Source organism: Bradyrhizobium sp. USDA 3256, from assembly GCF_054058275.1.
On record NZ_JBSSAE010000002.1, the window covers coordinates 7,605,170 to 7,622,586 of the forward strand.

14 protein-coding genes are annotated in these 17,417 nt (G+C 65.5%); 5 read left to right on the top strand and 9 right to left on the bottom strand.

Annotated features, from left to right (window positions below; translation table 11 throughout):
* Nucleotides 1-232: 232 nt before the first annotated feature.
* Nucleotides 233-1,402, top strand: a complete 1,170-nt coding sequence (locus ACVWY5_RS37850) for a YXWGXW repeat-containing protein (protein ID WP_051376221.1) — start codon at nucleotides 233-235, stop codon at nucleotides 1,400-1,402.
* A 116-nt stretch (nucleotides 1,403-1,518) separates the two neighbouring features.
* Here the strand turns inward: ACVWY5_RS37850 and ACVWY5_RS37855 are convergent, their stop codons facing one another.
* The 4 genes from ACVWY5_RS37855 to bioB form a co-directional block, all read right to left on the bottom strand.
* Nucleotides 1,519-2,781 carry an adenosylmethionine--8-amino-7-oxononanoate transaminase gene (locus tag ACVWY5_RS37855; protein ID WP_028335585.1) on the bottom strand — a complete coding sequence of 421 codons (1,263 nt, stop codon included), beginning with the start codon at nucleotides 2,779-2,781 and terminating at the stop codon, nucleotides 1,519-1,521.
* Nucleotides 2,778-3,410 carry a dethiobiotin synthase gene (gene bioD, locus ACVWY5_RS37860; RefSeq protein ID WP_028335584.1) on the bottom strand — a complete coding sequence of 211 codons (633 nt, stop codon included), beginning with the start codon at nucleotides 3,408-3,410 and terminating at the stop codon, nucleotides 2,778-2,780. Before bioD ends, ACVWY5_RS37855 begins: the two co-directional genes overlap by 4 nt.
* Nucleotides 3,407-4,561: an 8-amino-7-oxononanoate synthase gene (locus ACVWY5_RS37865; RefSeq protein WP_028335583.1), complete on the bottom strand. Its 1,155-nt coding sequence runs from the start codon at nucleotides 4,559-4,561 to the stop codon at nucleotides 3,407-3,409. Before ACVWY5_RS37865 ends, bioD begins: the two co-directional genes overlap by 4 nt.
* A gap of 65 nt (nucleotides 4,562-4,626) precedes the next feature.
* Nucleotides 4,627-5,622 carry a biotin synthase BioB gene (gene bioB, locus ACVWY5_RS37870; RefSeq protein WP_028335582.1) on the bottom strand — a complete coding sequence of 332 codons (996 nt, stop codon included), beginning with the start codon at nucleotides 5,620-5,622 and terminating at the stop codon, nucleotides 4,627-4,629.
* A 124-nt stretch (nucleotides 5,623-5,746) separates the two neighbouring features.
* Here bioB and ACVWY5_RS37875 point away from each other — a divergent pair, with 124 nt between their 5' ends.
* A complete protein-coding gene (locus tag ACVWY5_RS37875) occupies nucleotides 5,747-6,385 on the top strand; it encodes a GntR family transcriptional regulator (RefSeq protein WP_028335581.1) in 639 nt (212 codons plus the stop codon).
* Between the two features lie 275 nt (nucleotides 6,386-6,660).
* Here the strand turns inward: ACVWY5_RS37875 and greA are convergent, their stop codons facing one another.
* The 4 genes from greA to ACVWY5_RS37895 all read right to left on the bottom strand — a co-directional run bounded on the left by greA (nucleotide 6,661) and on the right by ACVWY5_RS37895 (nucleotide 13,089).
* Entirely contained in the window at nucleotides 6,661-7,143 is a 483-nt protein-coding gene (gene greA / locus ACVWY5_RS37880) for a transcription elongation factor GreA (protein WP_028335580.1), read from the bottom strand.
* 79 nt (nucleotides 7,144-7,222) lie between these two features.
* Nucleotides 7,223-10,369: an efflux RND transporter permease subunit gene (locus ACVWY5_RS37885; RefSeq protein ID WP_028335579.1), complete on the bottom strand. Its 3,147-nt coding sequence runs from the start codon at nucleotides 10,367-10,369 to the stop codon at nucleotides 7,223-7,225.
* On the bottom strand, nucleotides 10,366-11,601 hold the full coding sequence (locus tag ACVWY5_RS37890) for an efflux RND transporter periplasmic adaptor subunit (protein WP_431016000.1): 1,236 nt from the start codon (nucleotides 11,599-11,601) through the stop codon (nucleotides 10,366-10,368). Before ACVWY5_RS37890 ends, ACVWY5_RS37885 begins: the two co-directional genes overlap by 4 nt.
* A gap of 351 nt (nucleotides 11,602-11,952) precedes the next feature.
* A complete protein-coding gene (locus ACVWY5_RS37895) occupies nucleotides 11,953-13,089 on the bottom strand; it encodes a hypothetical protein (RefSeq protein WP_028335577.1) in 1,137 nt (378 codons plus the stop codon).
* 663 nt (nucleotides 13,090-13,752) lie between these two features.
* Between ACVWY5_RS37895 and ACVWY5_RS37900 the strand changes: the two genes are divergently transcribed.
* From ACVWY5_RS37900 to ACVWY5_RS37910, 3 genes are all read left to right on the top strand, one after another.
* The gene (locus ACVWY5_RS37900; RefSeq protein WP_038377680.1) at nucleotides 13,753-14,865 is read left to right on the top strand and encodes a helix-turn-helix domain-containing protein; all 1,113 of its coding nucleotides are present in this window, start codon (nucleotides 13,753-13,755) and stop codon (nucleotides 14,863-14,865) included.
* Nucleotides 14,866-15,019: 154 nt separating this feature from the next.
* Complete coding sequence (locus ACVWY5_RS37905; protein ID WP_051376220.1) at nucleotides 15,020-15,325, top strand: hypothetical protein; 306 nt, start codon at nucleotides 15,020-15,022, stop codon at nucleotides 15,323-15,325.
* 3 nt (nucleotides 15,326-15,328) lie between these two features.
* Complete coding sequence (locus tag ACVWY5_RS37910) at nucleotides 15,329-15,841, top strand: DUF1697 domain-containing protein (RefSeq protein ID WP_028335575.1); 513 nt, start codon at nucleotides 15,329-15,331, stop codon at nucleotides 15,839-15,841.
* Nucleotides 15,842-16,030: 189 nt separating this feature from the next.
* On the opposite strand, the gene ACVWY5_RS37915 is transcribed toward ACVWY5_RS37910, so the two are convergent.
* Nucleotides 16,031-17,254, bottom strand: a complete 1,224-nt coding sequence (locus ACVWY5_RS37915; RefSeq protein WP_028335574.1) for a threonine ammonia-lyase — start codon at nucleotides 17,252-17,254, stop codon at nucleotides 16,031-16,033.
* Nucleotides 17,255-17,417: the final 163 nt, after the last annotated feature.

Consider the following 17,417-nt stretch of genomic DNA (forward strand, 5'->3'; position numbering starts at 1 on the left):
GGTCGTCGTCCAATTCAAATCGAAAATTCGACTATTTGGCGCGGTGATGAAGCTGACGAGACCGCATGATCGCGTTCCATCCTGACACCGGGCTGACTTGCATTCGCCGTCGTTAACGATCCCGCCGTCGCGCGATCTCGAAATCACGGTGTCAGCACAAACATTCACAACGGGTTCATGTCGCCGCCACTATTCGACTCCAACGCTGGGGGAGAAGATTGGAGTATGCGCCATGCGCCGCATCGCCGGACTGCCTTTCGCCCTGGCTCTCAGCCTCTGCTGTTTCTCGCCGCCACACGCTGCGCGCGCGCAGCTTGCCATCGGCATCACCGTCAATGCAGCGCCGCCGCCATTGCCGGTCTATGTCCAGCCGCCGATCCCCGCGCCCGGCTACATCTGGACTCCGGGCTATTGGGCATGGAGCGACGACACCGGCTACTACTGGGTGCCCGGCACATGGGTGCTTCCGCCGGCGCCTGAATTGCTGTGGACACCCGGCTATTGGGGCTGGAGCGACGGCGCCTACGCCTTCCACGCCGGATATTGGGGCCCGACCGTCGGCTTCTACGGCGGCATCTCTTATGGCTTCGGCTACACCGGCGTCGGCTACGAGGGCGGCTACTGGCGCGGCGGCAGCTTCTTCTACAACAGCTCCGTCAACAACATCTCGAACGTCTCGGTCACCAACGTCTACAACAGGACCGTCGTCAACAACACGACCAACGTCAGCTACAACGGCGGCACCGGCGGCACCACGGTGAAGCCGACGCCGCAGCAGCTCGCCGCCCAGAACGGGCAGCACATGGCTGCGACCGGCGAGCAGACGCGGCACGCGCAAGCGGCGATGAAGAATCCAGCGCTGACGCTCGCCAACAACCATGGTCATCCGGCAGTCGCCGCGACCGCGCACGCAGCACGGTTCAGCGGCGCCGGCGTGATCGCCGCGCGCCCGGGCAAGCCGATCGCGGCGCCGCCGCCCCGACATGCGCAGACTGCGACGGGCCACGCTTTGCCGACGGGACACGCGCTGCCGACCGGGAACGCTCTGCCGCCAGGACACGCTCTACCGACAGCAAATGCTTCGCCGGCCGGACACGCTCTACCGACGGGAAATGCTTTGCCGCCGGGACACGCCCTGCCGACTGCGCATGCTCTGCCGGGCGCCGGCGCACATCCCGCACCGGCGCCGCACGTCGCTCCGCCGGCGTCAAGACCGCAGCTCGTGCAGCATGCACCGCCGCAGCCACGCGCGGCCGCGCATCCGCCGGCGCCGCGCGTCGCGCAAGCTGTTGTGCGTCGGCCCGCGTCGCCGCAGGTGTCTCGGCCGGCGCCGCGGCCTCATCCGGCGCCACGGCCGCATCCTGCTGCGAGGCCGCATCCGGCGCCACACCAGCACTCATGATCGGGCTCATCGGCGTGCCTGCGAGGGCACGCCGATGTCGTATGAGACCCCATCGCGGGCACCACGGCACGCGATGCACTCATCAATCCATGGACTTTTGGGTGCGAAGCGCGTCGTCAAGCCAGCGCGTCAGCCGCGCACCTGATCCCGTCGTAGATCTCCACGAGATCGGCTTCCGTCACGCAGTAGGGCGGCATGACGTAGATCGTGTTGCCGAGCGGCCGCAGCAGCAGGTTCCGGCGTTGGAAGAAGGCCTGAAGTTTTGGGCCGATGCCGGCGAGGTAGCCCGCATCGCTTGCCTTCAGGTCGAGTGCGGTGATGGTCCCGGTGCGGCGGACGTTTTCAAAGCGTGCATCGATACGGAATGGTGCGATCAGGCGCTCCTGCATCGCTGCAACCGAGGCGACGCGCTCGCCCGCGCCGTGTTGCCAGAGTTCGAGGTTGGCCCTTGCGGCGGCGCAGGCGACCGGGTTTGCCGTGTAGGAACTGGAATGGAAGAACGTGCGCGAACGATCGCTGGAATAATGCGCGTCGTAGATCTCGGCGCGGCACAGCGTCACCGCGAGCGGGAGCGACCCGCCGGTGAGGCCCTTCGAGTAACAGGCGATATCCGGGCTGACCTCGGCCTGCTCGCACGCGAACAAGGTGCCGGTCCGGCCCCAGCCGGTCATGACCTCGTCGGCGATGAACAGCACGTTTGAAGCTTCACAGATGCGCTTCATCTCCTTCAGCACCCAGGCGGGATACATCAGCATCCCGCCCGCGCCCAGGATCAGCGGTTCGACGATGAACGCTGCCGCGGATTCCTTCCTGCACGCGGCTTCGAGCGCGTCGAGCGTCGTCTGTTCATAGCCGGGCGCCGGAAACGGGATCGACGCGACGTCGAACAGCAGCGGCTCGTAAGCCTTGTTGAAGACGCCGCGCGCGCCGACCGACATCGTCCCGACCGTGTCGCCATGGTAGGAGTTTTCCATTACGATGATCTGCGTGCGCGTCGCGCCGATATTGTGCCAGTAGCCGAGCGCCATCTTCAGCGCCACTTCGACGCTGGTCGAGCCGGAATCGGAGAAGAACACGTAGTCGAGGCCAGGGGGCGCGAGCTTCACGAGCTGTGCCGCAACCTGTTCGGCCGGATCATGGGTATGACCGGCAAAGATGATCTGGTTGAGCTGTTCGGCCTGGTCCTGAATCGCGCGCACGATGTGCGGATGGCAATGGCCGTGGGTCACGACCCACCAGGATGCGATCGCATCGATGATGCGGCGATCATCCGCGGTGTAGAGATAGGCGCCCTCCCCACGCACGATCCTCGTCATCTCGCCGTGCAGCGCGTGCTGGGTGAACGGGTGCCAGATCGGCGACTTCCGAGCGGATGTCATGGATTGAAATCTTCCCGCCGGAACGACGCCTTGAACGCTGCCCGCAGCGTGTCTGCCGCAAGCGGAGCAAGCCAGGGCAACCGGCCCAGCCGGCGCACCTGCCCGATCTCGCAGATCGCGCGCTCGCTCTCGGGATTGCTCTCGCCGATGAATGCGATCCCGAGCATGTCGATCCCGCGCTTGCGCAGCGCCTCGACCGACAGCAGCGAGTGATTGATGGTGCCGAGCGCGGTGCGGGCGCAGAGCACGACCGGAAGGTGCCATCGCGCGAAGATGTCGATATAGAGCGTGCTGCCGTCGAGCGGCACCATCAACCCGCCGGCACCTTCGATCACCAGCGGCCGGTCCCCGACATCGGGCACGCCGAGCGCGGCAGCGTCGATGCGCACGCCGTCGAGTGCGGCCGACTGATGCGGCGAGGCGGGTGTTCGAAGCCGGTAGCGCTCCGGCACGATGCGATCGGCCGAAAGGCCGCCAAGCCGCACCACCAGTTGCGCGTCGGTCTCCTCTTCGAGGCCGGATTGAATCGGCTTCCAGTAGCTCGCGCCGAGGAAGGAGGCGAGGCCAGCGGAGAACACCGTCTTGCCGATCCCGGTATCGGTGCCGGTCACCACGATCCGGCCCGTCATTGCGACCAGCCGTTCGTCTCCGCGACGAGCGCGTCGAGCAGCGCGCGCACGTCCTCCTCGTCGACATTGAGGGTCAGCGCAATGCGCAACCGCGCGGTGCCCGCCGGCACGGTCGGCGGTCTGATGCCTCTGATATCGAAGCCGCGCGCCTGTAGTGCAGACGCCAGTTGCATCGCGCGCGCATTGTCGCCGACGATGTAGGGCACGATCTGCGAGCGCGACGGGCTGCGCCAACCGCGCAGGTCGAGCTCGCGATGCGTGAACGCGACCAGTTTTGCCAGGCGCTGCTGATGCCCGGGCTCCTGCTGCAGGATCAGCAGCGCCTCGCGCACGGCGACGGCCACAAGCGGCGACGGCGCGGTGGCGAAGATGAACGGGCGGCAACGATTGACCATGAAGTCGCGCAGCACGGTCGAGGCTGTGACCAGCGCGCCGGCGGCGCCCAGCGCCTTGCCGCAGGTATGAACGATCACGAGGTTCTCGCGCCCTTCATAAGGTGCAGTGTGCCCACGCCCCTGCTCGCCATAGACGCCGGTGCCGTGCGCCTCGTCCACCATCAGGAACGCGTCGTGTCGGTCCGCGATGGCGACGAGGTCGTCGAGCGGTGCGACGTCGCCATCCATGCTGTAGACGCTTTCGACCACGATCCAGACCCGGCCCGTGCCGCCCTCGGCGCGCCAGCCGCGAATGGTGTCTTCGACCGACCCGGGATCATTGTGCGCGCTGATCCGGAATTCGGCCCGGCCGGCCCGCGCGCCTTCATGGATGCTGGCGTGCACGAGAGAATCGAGCACCAGGAGGTCGCCGCGCTGCGGTAGCGTCGTCAGTACGGCGAAATTGGCGACGTAGCCGCCGCCGAAGAACAGCGCCGTCTCGGCCCTAAAGAACGCGGCGGCTTCGGCCTCGAGCCGTTCGTGCTCCTCGCAATTGCCGCGCAGCAGCCGCGACCCGCCGGCGCCGATCGGCGTGCCGGCATCGAGCGCGGCCGAGACCGCATTCTTGATGCGCGGCGCGCCCGCGAGCGCCAGATAGTCGTTCGAGACGAAATCGATGCCCGCGCGCGGCTTGAGACCGCGCAGCCGATCGGCCTTGCTCAGGGCGTGCAAGGCCGCGGCGTAATCAGCGACCTTGGCCGCGTGGATTGCGCTCATGCTTCTCTCTCAGATTTGTCGTTGGTCGCGCGGCGAATCCCGCCGCGCGCGTGCCGGAGCTGCGCTCAGGCGAGGGCGGAGTTGATGCCGAGCCGGTCCAGCAGATGGGCGTCGCGATCGCGCTGCGGGTTCCTGGTGGTCAGCAGCACATCGCCGATGAAGATCGAATTCGCGCCGGCGAGGAAGCACATCGCCTGCAGCTCGTCGGTCATGTATTGCCGTCCGGCCGACAGCCGCACCACGCTCTTCGGCATCATGATCCGCGCGGTGGCGACCAGACGCACCAGCGCGATCGGATCAGGCCGTTCCGCGGTGTCGTTGACCGGAACGCCTTTGACCTCATTCCACAGATTGATCGGCACGCTCTCCGGATGGCTGGGGAGATTGGCAAGCAGCATCAGCATGCCGAGCCGGTCATCGACCTGTTCACCCATGCCGATGATGCCGCCGCAGCAGACCTTGATGCCGGCGTCGCGCACATGCGCGAGCGTATCGATGCGGTCCTGCAGGGTGCGGGTGGTGATGATCTTGTCGTAGAACTCGGGCGAGGTGTCGACGTTGTGGTTGTAGAAATCGAGCCCGGCGTCGGAGAGACGCTCGGCCTGCTTTGGCGTCAGCATGCCGAGCGTGACGCAGGTTTCCATGCCCAGGCCCTTCACCGCGCTGACCATGTCGCAGACCTGATCGAGATCGCGGTCCTTCGGGCTGCGCCAGGCCGCGGCCATGCAGAAGCGGGTTGCGCCGGCGTCCTTGGCGCGCTGCGCGACCGCGACCACTTCGTGCCGCGGCATCAGGCGAGTGGCCTTCAGGCCGGTGTCGTAATGTGCGCTCTGCGAGCAGTAGCCGCAGTCTTCCGGGCAACCGCCGGTCTTGATGCTGAGCAGGCTCGCGGTTTCGACATGGTTCGGATTGAAGTTGGCGCGATGCACGCCTTGCGCCTGAAACATCAGGTCCGCGAACGGCAGGTTATAGAGTGCTTCAGCCTCGGTACGGTCCCAGGTCTTGCGGGGCGCTGCACTGGTGCGGCTGTCGGTCCGTTCGATTTCCACGACATCAACCATAGGGCTTGCTTTCTCGCTTGCTGTAGATCATAGATAATCTGAGATATTATCTATGATCTATGGACTTGGAACGATGCTAGCCGAGCCCGAACGCGCGCGCACCCGTTTTTTCGATAGATAATCTATGACAAACGAGAGCGAGAACACGACCACCGCGAGGCGCATCGCCGAAGCGATCGGAGAGCGCATCATCAGCGGCGAATTGCTGCCGGACGCGCCGCTGCGGCAGGACCATGTCGCGCGCGAATTCCATTCGAGCCACGTCCCGGTGCGCGAGGCGTTCAGGCAATTGGAGGCGCAGCATCTCGTCGTTGCGGTGCCGCGACGCGGGGTGCGGGTCGCCCCGCTCGACACCAGGTCGGTGAAGGAAATCGCCGAGATGCGCGCCGCGCTCGAAGTGGTCGCGTTGCGCAATGCCGCCCCCAGGCTCACATCGGCGCATCTGGCACGGATCGAACTCGCCATGATCGAAGGCGACAATGCCGAGACCGTGCAGGATTTCGAGATGGCCAATCGCGCCTTTCATCATGCGCTGGTGGCGCCCTGCGCGATGCCGCGGCTGCTCGCCAGCCTCGACGGCCTGCAGCTTGCGAATTCGCGACTGGTGTTCGCAATGGCGCGCAACGCCGGGTGGCGGCCGCGGCCGAGCCAGGATCATCGCGTGATCCTGCAGGCGCTGCGCGCACGCAACATCGAACAAGCCTGCAGCTTGCTGGCGCGGCATATTCAAACCATCGAGCGGCTTGCCCTGCCGGCGGCGTGATCACTTTGCTCCGAATCGAGCCGCGGACTCCGGTTCACCTCGCCCCGCGCGCGGGGAGAGGCATAGGCCGCCTTCAGCGGCCGTCCCCAAGAACGCCGAAGCCAAGGCTTCGGCTATGACGCATCGGCAGATGCGTTCCGGGTGAGGGGGAGTCTCCGCGAGAGTATCTGTCTCCGTGTGCGGAGGGAGCCCTCACCCCAACCCTCTCCCCGTGAGAACGGGGCGAGGGGGCGCGCCGCCTTTGCGACCGCCATTCAATCCAATCCCATCACTCTCTAAGCGATCGCGACGATCTCCAGTTCCTGATCGCCCGAGCCTGCGACGTCGCCCAGGGCTTTGCCCATCAGCGACCTCGCCACCGGCGAGACAAAGGAAATCGAGCCTGCCTTTGGATCGGCTTCATCCTCGCCGACAATGCGATAGGTCTGCACCCGCCCGTCGGCGCGGCTGAAAGTCACCGTGCTGCCGAAGACAACGGTTTCGGTGGAAGCAGGGTCAGGCACGACCTGCGCGGTGCGGAGCCGCTCCGTGAGATAGCGCGCGTCGCGCAGTGGGGCCGCCGACTGCCGCCGCCGTTCGTTGACGTCCTCGAGCTGCTGCGCAGTCTCGTAAGCCTCGCGCGCCTCCTGAAGATGGCACTCCAACGCTCTCCGTCCGGCTTCGGTCACCAGGTTGGGATGCGGCGAAATGGGGCGGTCCGGCAACAGCGTTTCCGACGCGGTCTCGGCACTTTCTTCCTTGGTGAAGGCAACGCTCAATCCAGAACTCCATCGATGAGGCCAGCAGCATAGACCCGCCCCACGCGCCCCCCTAATGCGCGAAGGGATTAGGCGGGATCTAATGCGAGGCAGGCTGTTCCGCCTTGCTCCGTCTGCCGAAGCGGTTCTTTACACCCTCGCGCCAGCCCTGGAAGGTGACGAACAGCATCGGCACCAGGAAGATGCCGACCGAGCTTGCGGCGAGCATACCGCCGAACACCGCGGTGCCGACCGCGCGGCGGCTGATTTCCGCGGCACCGGTCGCGACCACCAGCGGCACCAGGCCGAGGATGAAGGCAATTGATGTCATCATGACGGCGCGGAAGCGCATCTGCGCGCCCATCGTCGCGGCCTCCGCGATCGGCTTGCCGGCCTCGCGCTGCTCCTTGGCGAACTCGACGATCAGGATCCCGTTCTTGGCGGCGAGCGCGATCAGCACCACGAGGCCGATCTGGCCGTAAAGATCGAGGTTGAGGCCCGCGAGCTTGATCGCAAGATAGGAACCGAACACGCCGACCGTGACCGACAGCAGCACGGGAATCGGGATGGTCCAGCTCTCATACAGCGCGACCAGGAACAGATAGGCGAACAGCACCGCGAGCCCGAGGATGATGCCGGTCTGGCCGGAGGCCGCCTGCTCCTGATAGGCCGTGCCGGTCCACTCGTAGGAATAGCCGGAAGGCAGCGTCGTCTTGGAAAGGTCGGCCATCGTCGTGATCGCGGTGCCCGAGGACACGCCCGCCGCCGGGCTGCCGTTCACGGTGACCGAACGATAATTGTTGTAGCGCGTGATCACCTGCGGGCCGGTCACGATCCGCAAGGACGCGATGGAGCGGATCGGCACCATCTCGCCGCCGCTGTTGCGCACATAGATCTGCCAGATGTCGGGGATGTCGCGGCGGTTGGCCGCATCGCCCTGCACATTGACCTGCCAGGTGCGGCCGAACAGGTTGAAGTTGTTGACGTAGATGCCGCCGAGCGTGGCCTGCAGCGCGGTGAAGACGTCGGCCATGTTGAGGCCGAGCGCCTGCGCCTTGGCGCGATCGATATCGAGATAGACCGACGGGTTGGTCGCGGTGAAGGTCGAGAACACGCGGGCCAGATTCGGATTGCGGTTCGCCGCGCCGATCAGCCCGCCCATCACGCTGCTGAGCGAGGCCGGATCCTGCCCTTCCAGTGCCTCGAGCTGATATTCGAAGCCGCCGGAGGTCGAAAGCCCGATGATCGGCGGCAGGTTGAACGGCAGCACCGATGCCTGACGAATCTGCGATCCCCCGACGAAGGTCTGCCCGATCGCCGCCTGCACCGAGTCGGTGACGGCCTTGCGGTCGGCGAACGCCTTCATGCGCGCCACCATGAATGCCGAGTTCGGCTCGCTGGCTCCGTCGAGCAGCGAGAAGCCGATGATCGACAGCACATGGTCGATCGCCGGATTCTTCTTCAGAAGCGCCTCAACCTGCTTGGTGACCTCGCTGGTGCGCGCCACCGACGCGCCGTCGGGCAATTGCACCGCGATGAAGAAGGCGCCCTGATCCTCCTCGGGCAGGAAGCCGGTCGGCGTGATCTTCGACACGCCGAACACCGCGCCGGCAAACACCAGCACCGCAACCAGCGACAGCACCGCCACACGAACCAGGCGTTGCACCACGCCGGCGTAGCGGTCGCGTACCCAGTCGATGCTGCCGAGCACCCGTCCCATGATGCCCCGGCGCGGCCCGCCATGACGCAGGAACACGGCGCACAGTGCCGGCGACAAGGTCAGCGCATTCAGCGCCGAGATCACCATCGCGGCGCTGATCGTCACCGCGAACTGGCGGAACAGCGTGCCGGAAATGCCCGGGATGAACGCGATCGGCACGAACACCGAGAGCAGCACAAGCGAGATCGCGATGATCGGCGCGGTGATCTGCGCCATCGCCTTCTTGGTGGCGTCGGCCGGCGACAGCTCCGGCTCCTCCTCCATGACGCGCTCGACGTTCTCGACCACGACGATGGCGTCGTCGACGACGATGCCGATCGCCAGCACCATCGCCAGCAGCGAGACCGTATTGGCGGAATAGCCGAGCGCGAGCAGCACCGCGAAGGCGCCGATCAGGCTGACCGGAACCGCGACCGCCGGGATCACCGTGGCGCGCAGATTGCCGAGGAACAGGAACACCACGATCACGACGAGCACGAAGGCCTCGCCGAGCGTCTTCATCACCTCCTTGATCGTATCGGACACGAAGGTGGTGGAGTCGTACTGCACGAGATAGGTCAGCCCCGGCGGAAACCGCTCCGACAGCCGCGCAAGCGTGGCCTGCACCGCCTTGGCCGTGGTCACGGCATTGGCGCCGGGCGCGAGATAGATGCCCATCGGCACGCCGGGATTGCCGTCGATCCGCGACTCCGAATCCATGTTCTGCGCGCCGATCTCGACGCGAGCAACGTCCCTGATCCGCAGCACCGATCCATCCGGATTGGCCCGCAGCACGATGTCGCCGAACTGCTTGGATGTCGTCAGGCGGCCCTGCGTCTGCACATTGAACTGGAACTGCTGGTCGTTGCTGATCGGACGCGCGCCGATGCGGCCGACCGGCGCCTGCACGCTTTGCGCCCGGATCGCGGCGATCACGTCCGACGGCGCCAGATTGAGGCTGGTCAGGCGCTGGGTGTCGAACCAGATCCGCATCGAATAGTTCAGCTTCGCGAACAGCGAGGCCTGTCCGACGCCAGGCGTGCGCGAGATCGCGTCCAGCACGTTGATGATAGCGTAGTTGGTGATGAACAGCGGATCCTGATCGCCGCTCTTGCTGTACAGCACGATGAATTGCAGCACTGCCGAGGATTTCTTCTGCACGGTCAGGCCCTGCGCCTGCACCTCGGTCGGCAATTGCGCGAGCGCGCTCTGCACGCGGTTGTTGACGTTGACGGTGTTGATATCGGGATCGGTGCCGAGCGCGAACGAGACCGTCAGCGTGTAGCTGCCGTCATTGCCGCTGGTCGACTTCATGTAGAGCATCTTGTCGACGCCCACGACCTGCGCTTCCAGCGGCTGGGCGACGCTCGATTCCACCACTTCAGCCGATGCGCCGGGGAACACGGCGGAGACCGTGACCTGCGGCGGCACGATGTCCGGGAACTGCGCGACCGGAATCTGCATCAGCGCCAGCGCGCCCGCGATCGTGATCACGAACGCGATGACGATCGCAAGCCGCGGACGATCGACGAAGACGGCAGAAATCATGGGTTATTGCCCGTCGATTTCGGCGTGGTGCCGGCGCCGCCGTCCGCCGAAACCTTCATGCTCGACTGGATCAGCGCGCTGACGGGCCCCGGCGCCACCACCTCGCCCGGCTTGACCTTCTGCAACCCCTCGACGACAACCTTGTCGCCGAGCGAGATGCCGCTCGTCACCGCCGCAATCGTTGCGGTCGATTGCCCAAGCTGGATCCGCCTTTGCTCGGCCTTGTTGTCCGCGCCGACCACATAGACATATTCGCCCTGCTGGTCCGACAGCACCGCCGAACGCGGGATCGCGAGCACCTCGACCGGCTGCACGCCTTCGAGGAGAACGGTCACGAACTCATTGTCGGTGAGTTCGCGGACCGAGCCGCCGGCTGCGACGGAGGTGTAGGTTGACGGGTTGGGGATGACGCCGCGCAGGGAGATGGTGTCGGTGTTCTGCGCGATCGTGTTGTTGACGAAGTTCAACTCGCCGGTCTTGTCGTAGAGCCGGCCGTCCGGCAACCGCAGGCGGATGACGACGGCCTTGAAGCCGCCGCGCGTCGCATAACGGTCGCGCAGATCGAGCGCCTCGCGCACCGGCACGGGAAAGGTGACGTACATCGGGTCCTGACTGACGATGGTCGTCAGGGTTCCCGAGCTCGGCGTCACGACGTTGCCCTCGGTGACCGCGGTGCGTCCGATCCTGCCGTCGATCGGCGAGTGGATCATGGTGTAGTCGAGATTGATCTGGGACAGGTCGACCTGCGCCTGCGCGGCCTGCACCTGCGCCTCGAGGCTCTGCTGGTTGGCGACCGCCGCATCAACATTGGATTGCTGGCCGGCCGGGCCGCCCATCAGGGCCTTGGCGCGATCGGTGGTCAGCTTGGCGTTGACCAGCGTCGCCTGCAACTGGGCGACCTGTGCCTTCTTCGATGCGAGATCGGCTTCGAACGGGCCGCGCTCGAGCTGATACAAGAGATCACCGGCCTTGACCTCGGAGCCCTCGACAAAGTTCCGCTTGTCCAGGAACGCGGTCACACGCGCCACCACGTTGACGCGGTTGGGGGCCTCGATGCGTCCGAGAAATTCGTTGGTTTCGGTGATCGGCCGCTTCACCGCCTCGAACACGCCCACGGCAGGAGGCCCGGGCGGCCCCGCCTGGGCATGGGCCGCTGATACTCCCGCCGCCATTAGTCCCGCCGATACGAGAAGCCCTGCCAAGCCACCGAGCATGCGTTCCGTACCACTCATGCAGTCCAACCCTTCGGCTACCAACAGACGCTACGAGACCGATGTGACGTCGAGTTCCCTCAGACCCGAAGGCCAGGATGGGCAGGTGCTTTGCAGCAGATCATAACGCGGCCAATCCGACAATGCTGTAAGCTGATCGCTCTTGTTCCAGCGATCTCCGCTGAAGGACAGTTCTGAGAAACGTCGCGGCGCTGCAATCGCACCGCGATTGCGACCGCCGTCCAGCGCGGGGCATGCCGCGGACACCGAAAACTCCCGGCAATGTGATGCAAATGAGCGCTACCTCGGTATGGTCGAGCTCAGCTCTGCGCGTGGTCGACGACGGATCGGGCGCGGCCGCGGACCGAGCGCTCACAGCGCGATGGCGCCCTTCAAACGAGACGTCTGTTGATAGAGAGGCGACGCAAGGTGCTCGTACAGCCAAGGCCTTGCACGCTTGCCGCTGACCTCGTGCACGCCGTCGAATACGTCGATGTCGATCAAATGCGGATGGCCTGACGATGCGTAGACCGACCGCACCTCCGCGAACTTCTCATCCCGCCCGAGCTCCATCGCGTTTGCACCGTCACGATTGCCAATCTCGGCGAACAGCGGACATGGACAAAGCAGATATGCCAGATCGGCGCCGGCGTATTTGGCGCGGCCGTTGCTGAAATGGATGTAGGCCGCAAGTTCGACGCCGAGATTCCTCGTGATCACGGATGACATCAGGAACTTCTTCTCGTCGCGCATATATCCCGACACGACAGTCGGCCGCATCTGCCCGGTCGCGGCTTCCAGATGCAGCGCGAGAAAGGCGCCCCAGGACACCCCGTAGACGCCGACATTCAAACCCGACGCGCCGGTGAGCTTCCTGCAAACGATTTCGCCGGCGTCGAGCGATGCGCATGACACGTTGTGGGCGGAGACACCGTGCGATGCCAGCATAGCGGCGATGTTGTTCTGGCTCTCCTGATTTCCGATCTGGATGATGTAAGGACACCAGACGACGTAGCCGTCCCGACATAGCCGTTTGCCGAGCGCGTTCATGTAGTCCTTGTCGGCATCGTCGAAGCAGCGCTCCGGCGTGCTCGCCATGCCGTGGCCGAGCAGGATCAATCCCTTGAATTCTCCGCCGGGAATTCCAAGACATCCGCGCACCGGCACGCCGCATTCCAGATCGAACTCGACCTTCACGACCGAGAAGCCATCCGCGGGCGCGCGCCAGAGAACCCGGATCTCGTCGTGCGACGGCCGATAAAGCCGCCGCGCCCGGAACAGAGATCGCATCTCTCCGCGAATCTCCGAACCGGTGGCGACCGCGTGCAGCCTGCCGCTTGCCGCAATATCGAACAACGACCGGCAGAACTGATCGTAGCCAAGGGTCGGCAAGTCGACATTCGCGCATGATCCCTGGCAATGGCCCAGCGCCAACCCCTCGTTGCCGGCCCGCGACGAGGGGCCGACCAGCGTCATCAACAATCCGGAAAGCGCCCTGCGGCTGATCATCGGCTCTCCCCGAGCCGACGATGGCTCGCATAAATGTCAGAGGTGGCCGCTCACAACGCGATGAGACGCGGTTTGAATCGTCATCGCGCTTAGGCCGCCCCTTAGGCATGATCCTTTTCGGACTTCGCACTTTTCCGGATCATGCCCTAGCTGGCGCCACGGATTGCGCGGATACAAATTAAAGGATGTTCATGCTCGAACGATCGCGTGCAGCGTTGCAAATGTGTGACGCCGACGGGGCTGGCGCAGCGCCAGTCACGCCAATCAGGTTTCGAGATGCTTCGGAATATTTCCACCTGTCACGCAGCTTCGATTTCGCCACACGCGGCGATGATCGTCGGGCCTTGATTATCGAGCCTTCCTCAAGTCTCTATCGAGACTCTATCAAGTCTTGGGCCTGCCCCCGCCGACCTGGCATCGGCCTTCGAATTCGTCGTCCGGGCGCCGGCGGCCGCGCGCCGGGTCGCAGCCGAGCGAGCAAGGCTCTACGCGCCCGCGCGAAAATCGCGAAGAAGAGCGGCGAAAACGCCGGAATTCCCCCCTGATGCGCGTGAACGCGCACCGGAATAACCCGGACTCGTGGCTCAGGCTGAATTGCTTTACGCAATATTTCCGGGGTCGCCGGGTTTATCTATTGGGCAACAACGGTTTTTGGAATGACCGATGGCGAACGACCTGCACGAGCATCTGATTGAACTGGCCTATGAGGCCGCGGTTGTCCCCGAATTGTGGCCGAATGTCCTGCATCAGGTCGGTGCGATCGCGCGTGCGCGCGGTATCGTGCTGCTGACGGCGGCCCCGCACGACGTCCGCTGGGTCGCATCCCCCGACATGCACGACGACACCGTGGCCTATGTCGAAGGCGGCTGGCACGAGCGCAACGGGCGATTGCCGCGCTTGCTCGCGGCCAACCATGCCGGCTTCCTGCGCGACATCGACGTGTTCGATACGCCCGAGGAGGTGCAGCAGGATTTCCAGATCCGCGAATTCTTCCGCCCGCGCGGGCTCGGATGGGGCGCCGGTACCGCGATCCCGGTGCCGAGCGGCGACGTGCTGATCTACAGCGTCGAGCGCGAATACCAGCACGGACCGATCGAGCGGGAGGCAATCGAGCAGCTCGACGCGCTGCGGCCGCATCTGGCGCGTGCGGCGCTGCTGTCGGCGCGGCTCGGGATGGAGCGCGCCAGGGCGGCAACCGAATCGCTGGCGATGCTCGGCCTGCCCGCGGCAGTGCTGCGGCGCGGCGGCCGCCTGATGGCGGCCAACACGCTGTTCGACCGCATGGTGCCCGACGTGATGCAGGATCGCGGCGAGCGCCTGACGCTGACGGCGACCACTGCCGATACGCTGTTCGCCCAGGCGCTGGCCGCGCTTGATCAGGGACTGATCAGCGTGGAGGTGCGCTCGGTGCCGATCGCGGCGCAGGAGGATCGGCCGCCGCTGATCGTGCATCTGGTCCCGATCCATGGCGCGGCGCGTGACCTGTTCGACCGCGCGGCGGCGATCGCGATCGTGACCCCGGTGGTGCCGGCCGAGGTGCCGACCGCGGAAGTGCTGCAGGGCCTGTTCGACCTGACGCCGGCGGAGGCGCGCGTCGCGCGCGGCATCGGCGAAGGACGCACCGTCGAGGCAATCGCCGGCGCATTCGGCATCTCCCGCGAAACGGTGCGCAACCAGCTCAAGGCGGTGCTGGCCAAGACCGGACTGGGCCGGCAGGTGGAGCTGGCCGGACTGCTCGCCGGCGCGAAGGTGCCGCCGGGGTCGTCAGGAGACTAGCGCACGCCGCGCAAGCCTCGGTACAGGGGTCGATGCGATCCTCCGGGAATTCGCAAAAGGATCGCATGTTCAAACGGTACCGGTTACGCTAGGGGTAGCTTCCCTCCCTCCGCGCGCCCCGCCCGGCGCATGTCCAGTCAATGAGTACAACTGAATGGCCGAAGCCGACCTCGACGCCGTCATCCGGCAAACCGCAAAAGCGCAGACCAAGGCCGTGATGGCGGCTGCCAAGAAACGCCAGGCCGTCTGGGTCACGCGCGCCGCCAAGGCCAAGGACAAGGAGGCCAAGGCACGCTTCCGCTTCCTGGCCAAGAGCACGATGCTGAACGCAACCGCGACCGCCAAGAGGTTGCAGAATTCGGCCGAGAACGCCGCCGACGCCTATGCCCGCGCCATGAAGAAGGCGATGGAAGAGCCGCCGCCGGCCAAGACGCCGGCGAAGAAGAAAACCGACGGCTAGTCGATGCCGCGTTACGTCGCCCTGCTGCGCGCGGTCAATGTCGGCGGCACCGGCAAGCTGCCGATGACCGAGTTGAAGGCGATGTGCGTCGACGAGGGATTTGCCGACGCGCAGACCTATATCGCCAGCGGCAATGTCGTGTTCTCCTCGAAGCTCGGCGCGGCCAAGGTCAAGGCCACGCTGGAGCGGCGGCTGCAGGCCTATGCCGGCAAGCCGGTCGGCGTCGTCGTCCGCAGCGCGGACGAGATCGCCGCGGTGCTGAAGGCCAATCCGTTTCCGAAAGCGCCGCCGAACTATACTGTCGCGATCTTCCTCGACGAGCCGCCGCCGAAGGACGCCTTGAAGGATATCAAGGGCCGGCAGGACGAAGAGGTGCGGCTCGGCAAGCGCGAGATCTATGTCGCCTATGGCAGCGGCATGGGCCGCTCGAAGCTGAAGATCCCCGCCGCCGCCAAGGGCACCGCGCGCAACATCAACACCATCGCGAAGCTCGCCGAGCTGGCGGCGGGTGAGTGAGCAATCGGCCCCATTCGCCTAGTGAACCGTCATCCTGGGGAGCGCGCACTTGCGCGCGTCTCGAAGATGCACGGCACGGCCGGTGGCCGATTCATCCTTCGAGACGGCCGCGTTGCGGCCTCCTTGTACTGAAGACTGCTCAGGATGACGGGTTAGGCACTTCAGTTCGTGGCAGATAGCGCGAAGTCGCTAGGTTTCCCGCACCGCGAATCCTTCGGCGCTGAGCCTTGCCAGCACCTCTTCCAGATGGGCGCGGTCGCGGGTTTCGATCACGAGCTCGAGCAGCGTCGCTTTCGCCGGAAGATCGGAGAAGGTGCGCTGATGCGAGACCTCGATGATATTGGCGCCGGCATCGGCAAGCAGGATCGACACCGCCGCGAGCTGTCCGGGCCGGTCGACGATGTCGAGCGCCAGTTGCGTCAGCCGTCCCTCGCGGGCGAGCTCGCGGGTCAGGACCGAGGCGATCAGCCTGGTGTCGATATTGCCGCCGGTCAGCACCAGGCCGACATTGCGGCCGGCAAAGCGCGCCGGTGCCGCGAGCACGGCGGCGAGGCCGGCCGCGCCGGCGCCCTCGACCACCGTCTTCTCGATCGAGATCAGGGTCGCGACCGCGCGCTCGATCTGGTCCTCGCTGACCAGGATGATGTCGTCGACGAGCTCGCGCACGATTTTCGTGGTGATCTGCCCGGGAGCCTTGACCGCAATGCCCTCGGCGAGGGTGTCGCCGCGCATCGGCAGCTGCTCGCCTTTGACCGCATTGTACATTGACGGATAGAGCTGGGCCTGCACGCCGACGACCCGGACCGACGGCTTCAGCGCCTTCGCGGCCGTGGCGATGCCCGAGATCAGCCCGCCGCCGCCGATCGGTACCACCAGGATATCGAGCTCCGGCACCGTCGCGAGCATTTCAAGTCCGATCGTGCCCTGTCCTGCAATGATCAGCGGATCGTCATAGGGATGGATCAGGATCAGGCCCTTTTGCGCGGCATGCGAGCCGACGAACGCGAAGCATTCTTCCAGCGTCTGCCCGGTGATGATGACCTCGGCGCCGTGCCGCCTGGTGTTCTCGATCTTCACCATCGGCGTCCCGATCGGCATCACGATGGTGGCGGGGATGCCGAGCCGCTTCGCGTGATAGGCCACGCCCTGGGCGTGATTGCCGGCCGACATCGCGATTACCCCGCGCTTGCGCTCCGCGGGCGACAGCGCCTGCAGGCGATTCAGCGCGCCGCGTTCCTTGAAGGTCGCGGTGAACTGCAGGTTCTCGAATTTGAGGAACAGGCGACAGCCGCAGATCTCGCCCAGCGTGCGGCTCTCGTTGCAGGCCGTGACCATGACCGCATCCCGGATCACATCCGCGGCACGGCGTATGTCGGCAAGGGTGATGGCGGTGGTGTCGGAAGGCTGCGGCATCGGGTTTCGCTTTGGTCCGTTTCGTCAGACGGAACCTAGCGGGTTTCGGCGCCGAAAACGACCGCGCAGAGCATGATCCGGAAAAGTACGAAGCGGTTTTCCGGAAAGATCATGCTTAAACAACGAGCTAGAGCGCGATGACGATTCAACCTGATCTCATCGC

Excerpts from the sequence above, each read along its gene's own strand:
- ACVWY5_RS37850 (WP_051376221.1), top strand. The coding sequence starts at position 233 with ATGCGCCGCATCGCCGGACTGCCTTTCGCCCTGGCTCTCAGCCTCTGC.
- ACVWY5_RS37855 (WP_028335585.1), bottom strand. The coding sequence starts at position 2,781 with ATGACATCCGCTCGGAAGTCGCCGATCTGGCACCCGTTCACCCAGCAC.
- bioD (WP_028335584.1), bottom strand. The coding sequence starts at position 3,410 with ATGACGGGCCGGATCGTGGTGACCGGCACCGATACCGGGATCGGCAAG.
- ACVWY5_RS37865 (WP_028335583.1), bottom strand. The coding sequence starts at position 4,561 with ATGAGCGCAATCCACGCGGCCAAGGTCGCTGATTACGCCGCGGCCTTG.
- bioB (WP_028335582.1), bottom strand. The coding sequence starts at position 5,622 with ATGGTTGATGTCGTGGAAATCGAACGGACCGACAGCCGCACCAGTGCA.
- ACVWY5_RS37875 (WP_028335581.1), top strand. The coding sequence starts at position 5,747 with ATGACAAACGAGAGCGAGAACACGACCACCGCGAGGCGCATCGCCGAA.
- ACVWY5_RS37885 (WP_028335579.1), bottom strand. The coding sequence starts at position 10,369 with ATGATTTCTGCCGTCTTCGTCGATCGTCCGCGGCTTGCGATCGTCATC.
- ACVWY5_RS37890 (WP_431016000.1), bottom strand. The coding sequence starts at position 11,601 with ATGAGTGGTACGGAACGCATGCTCGGTGGCTTGGCAGGGCTTCTCGTA.
- ACVWY5_RS37895 (WP_028335577.1), bottom strand. The coding sequence starts at position 13,089 with ATGATCAGCCGCAGGGCGCTTTCCGGATTGTTGATGACGCTGGTCGGC.
- ACVWY5_RS37900 (WP_038377680.1), top strand. The coding sequence starts at position 13,753 with ATGGCGAACGACCTGCACGAGCATCTGATTGAACTGGCCTATGAGGCC.
- ACVWY5_RS37905 (WP_051376220.1), top strand. The coding sequence starts at position 15,020 with ATGGCCGAAGCCGACCTCGACGCCGTCATCCGGCAAACCGCAAAAGCG.
- ACVWY5_RS37910 (WP_028335575.1), top strand. The coding sequence starts at position 15,329 with ATGCCGCGTTACGTCGCCCTGCTGCGCGCGGTCAATGTCGGCGGCACC.
- ACVWY5_RS37915 (WP_028335574.1), bottom strand. The coding sequence starts at position 17,254 with ATGCCGCAGCCTTCCGACACCACCGCCATCACCCTTGCCGACATACGC.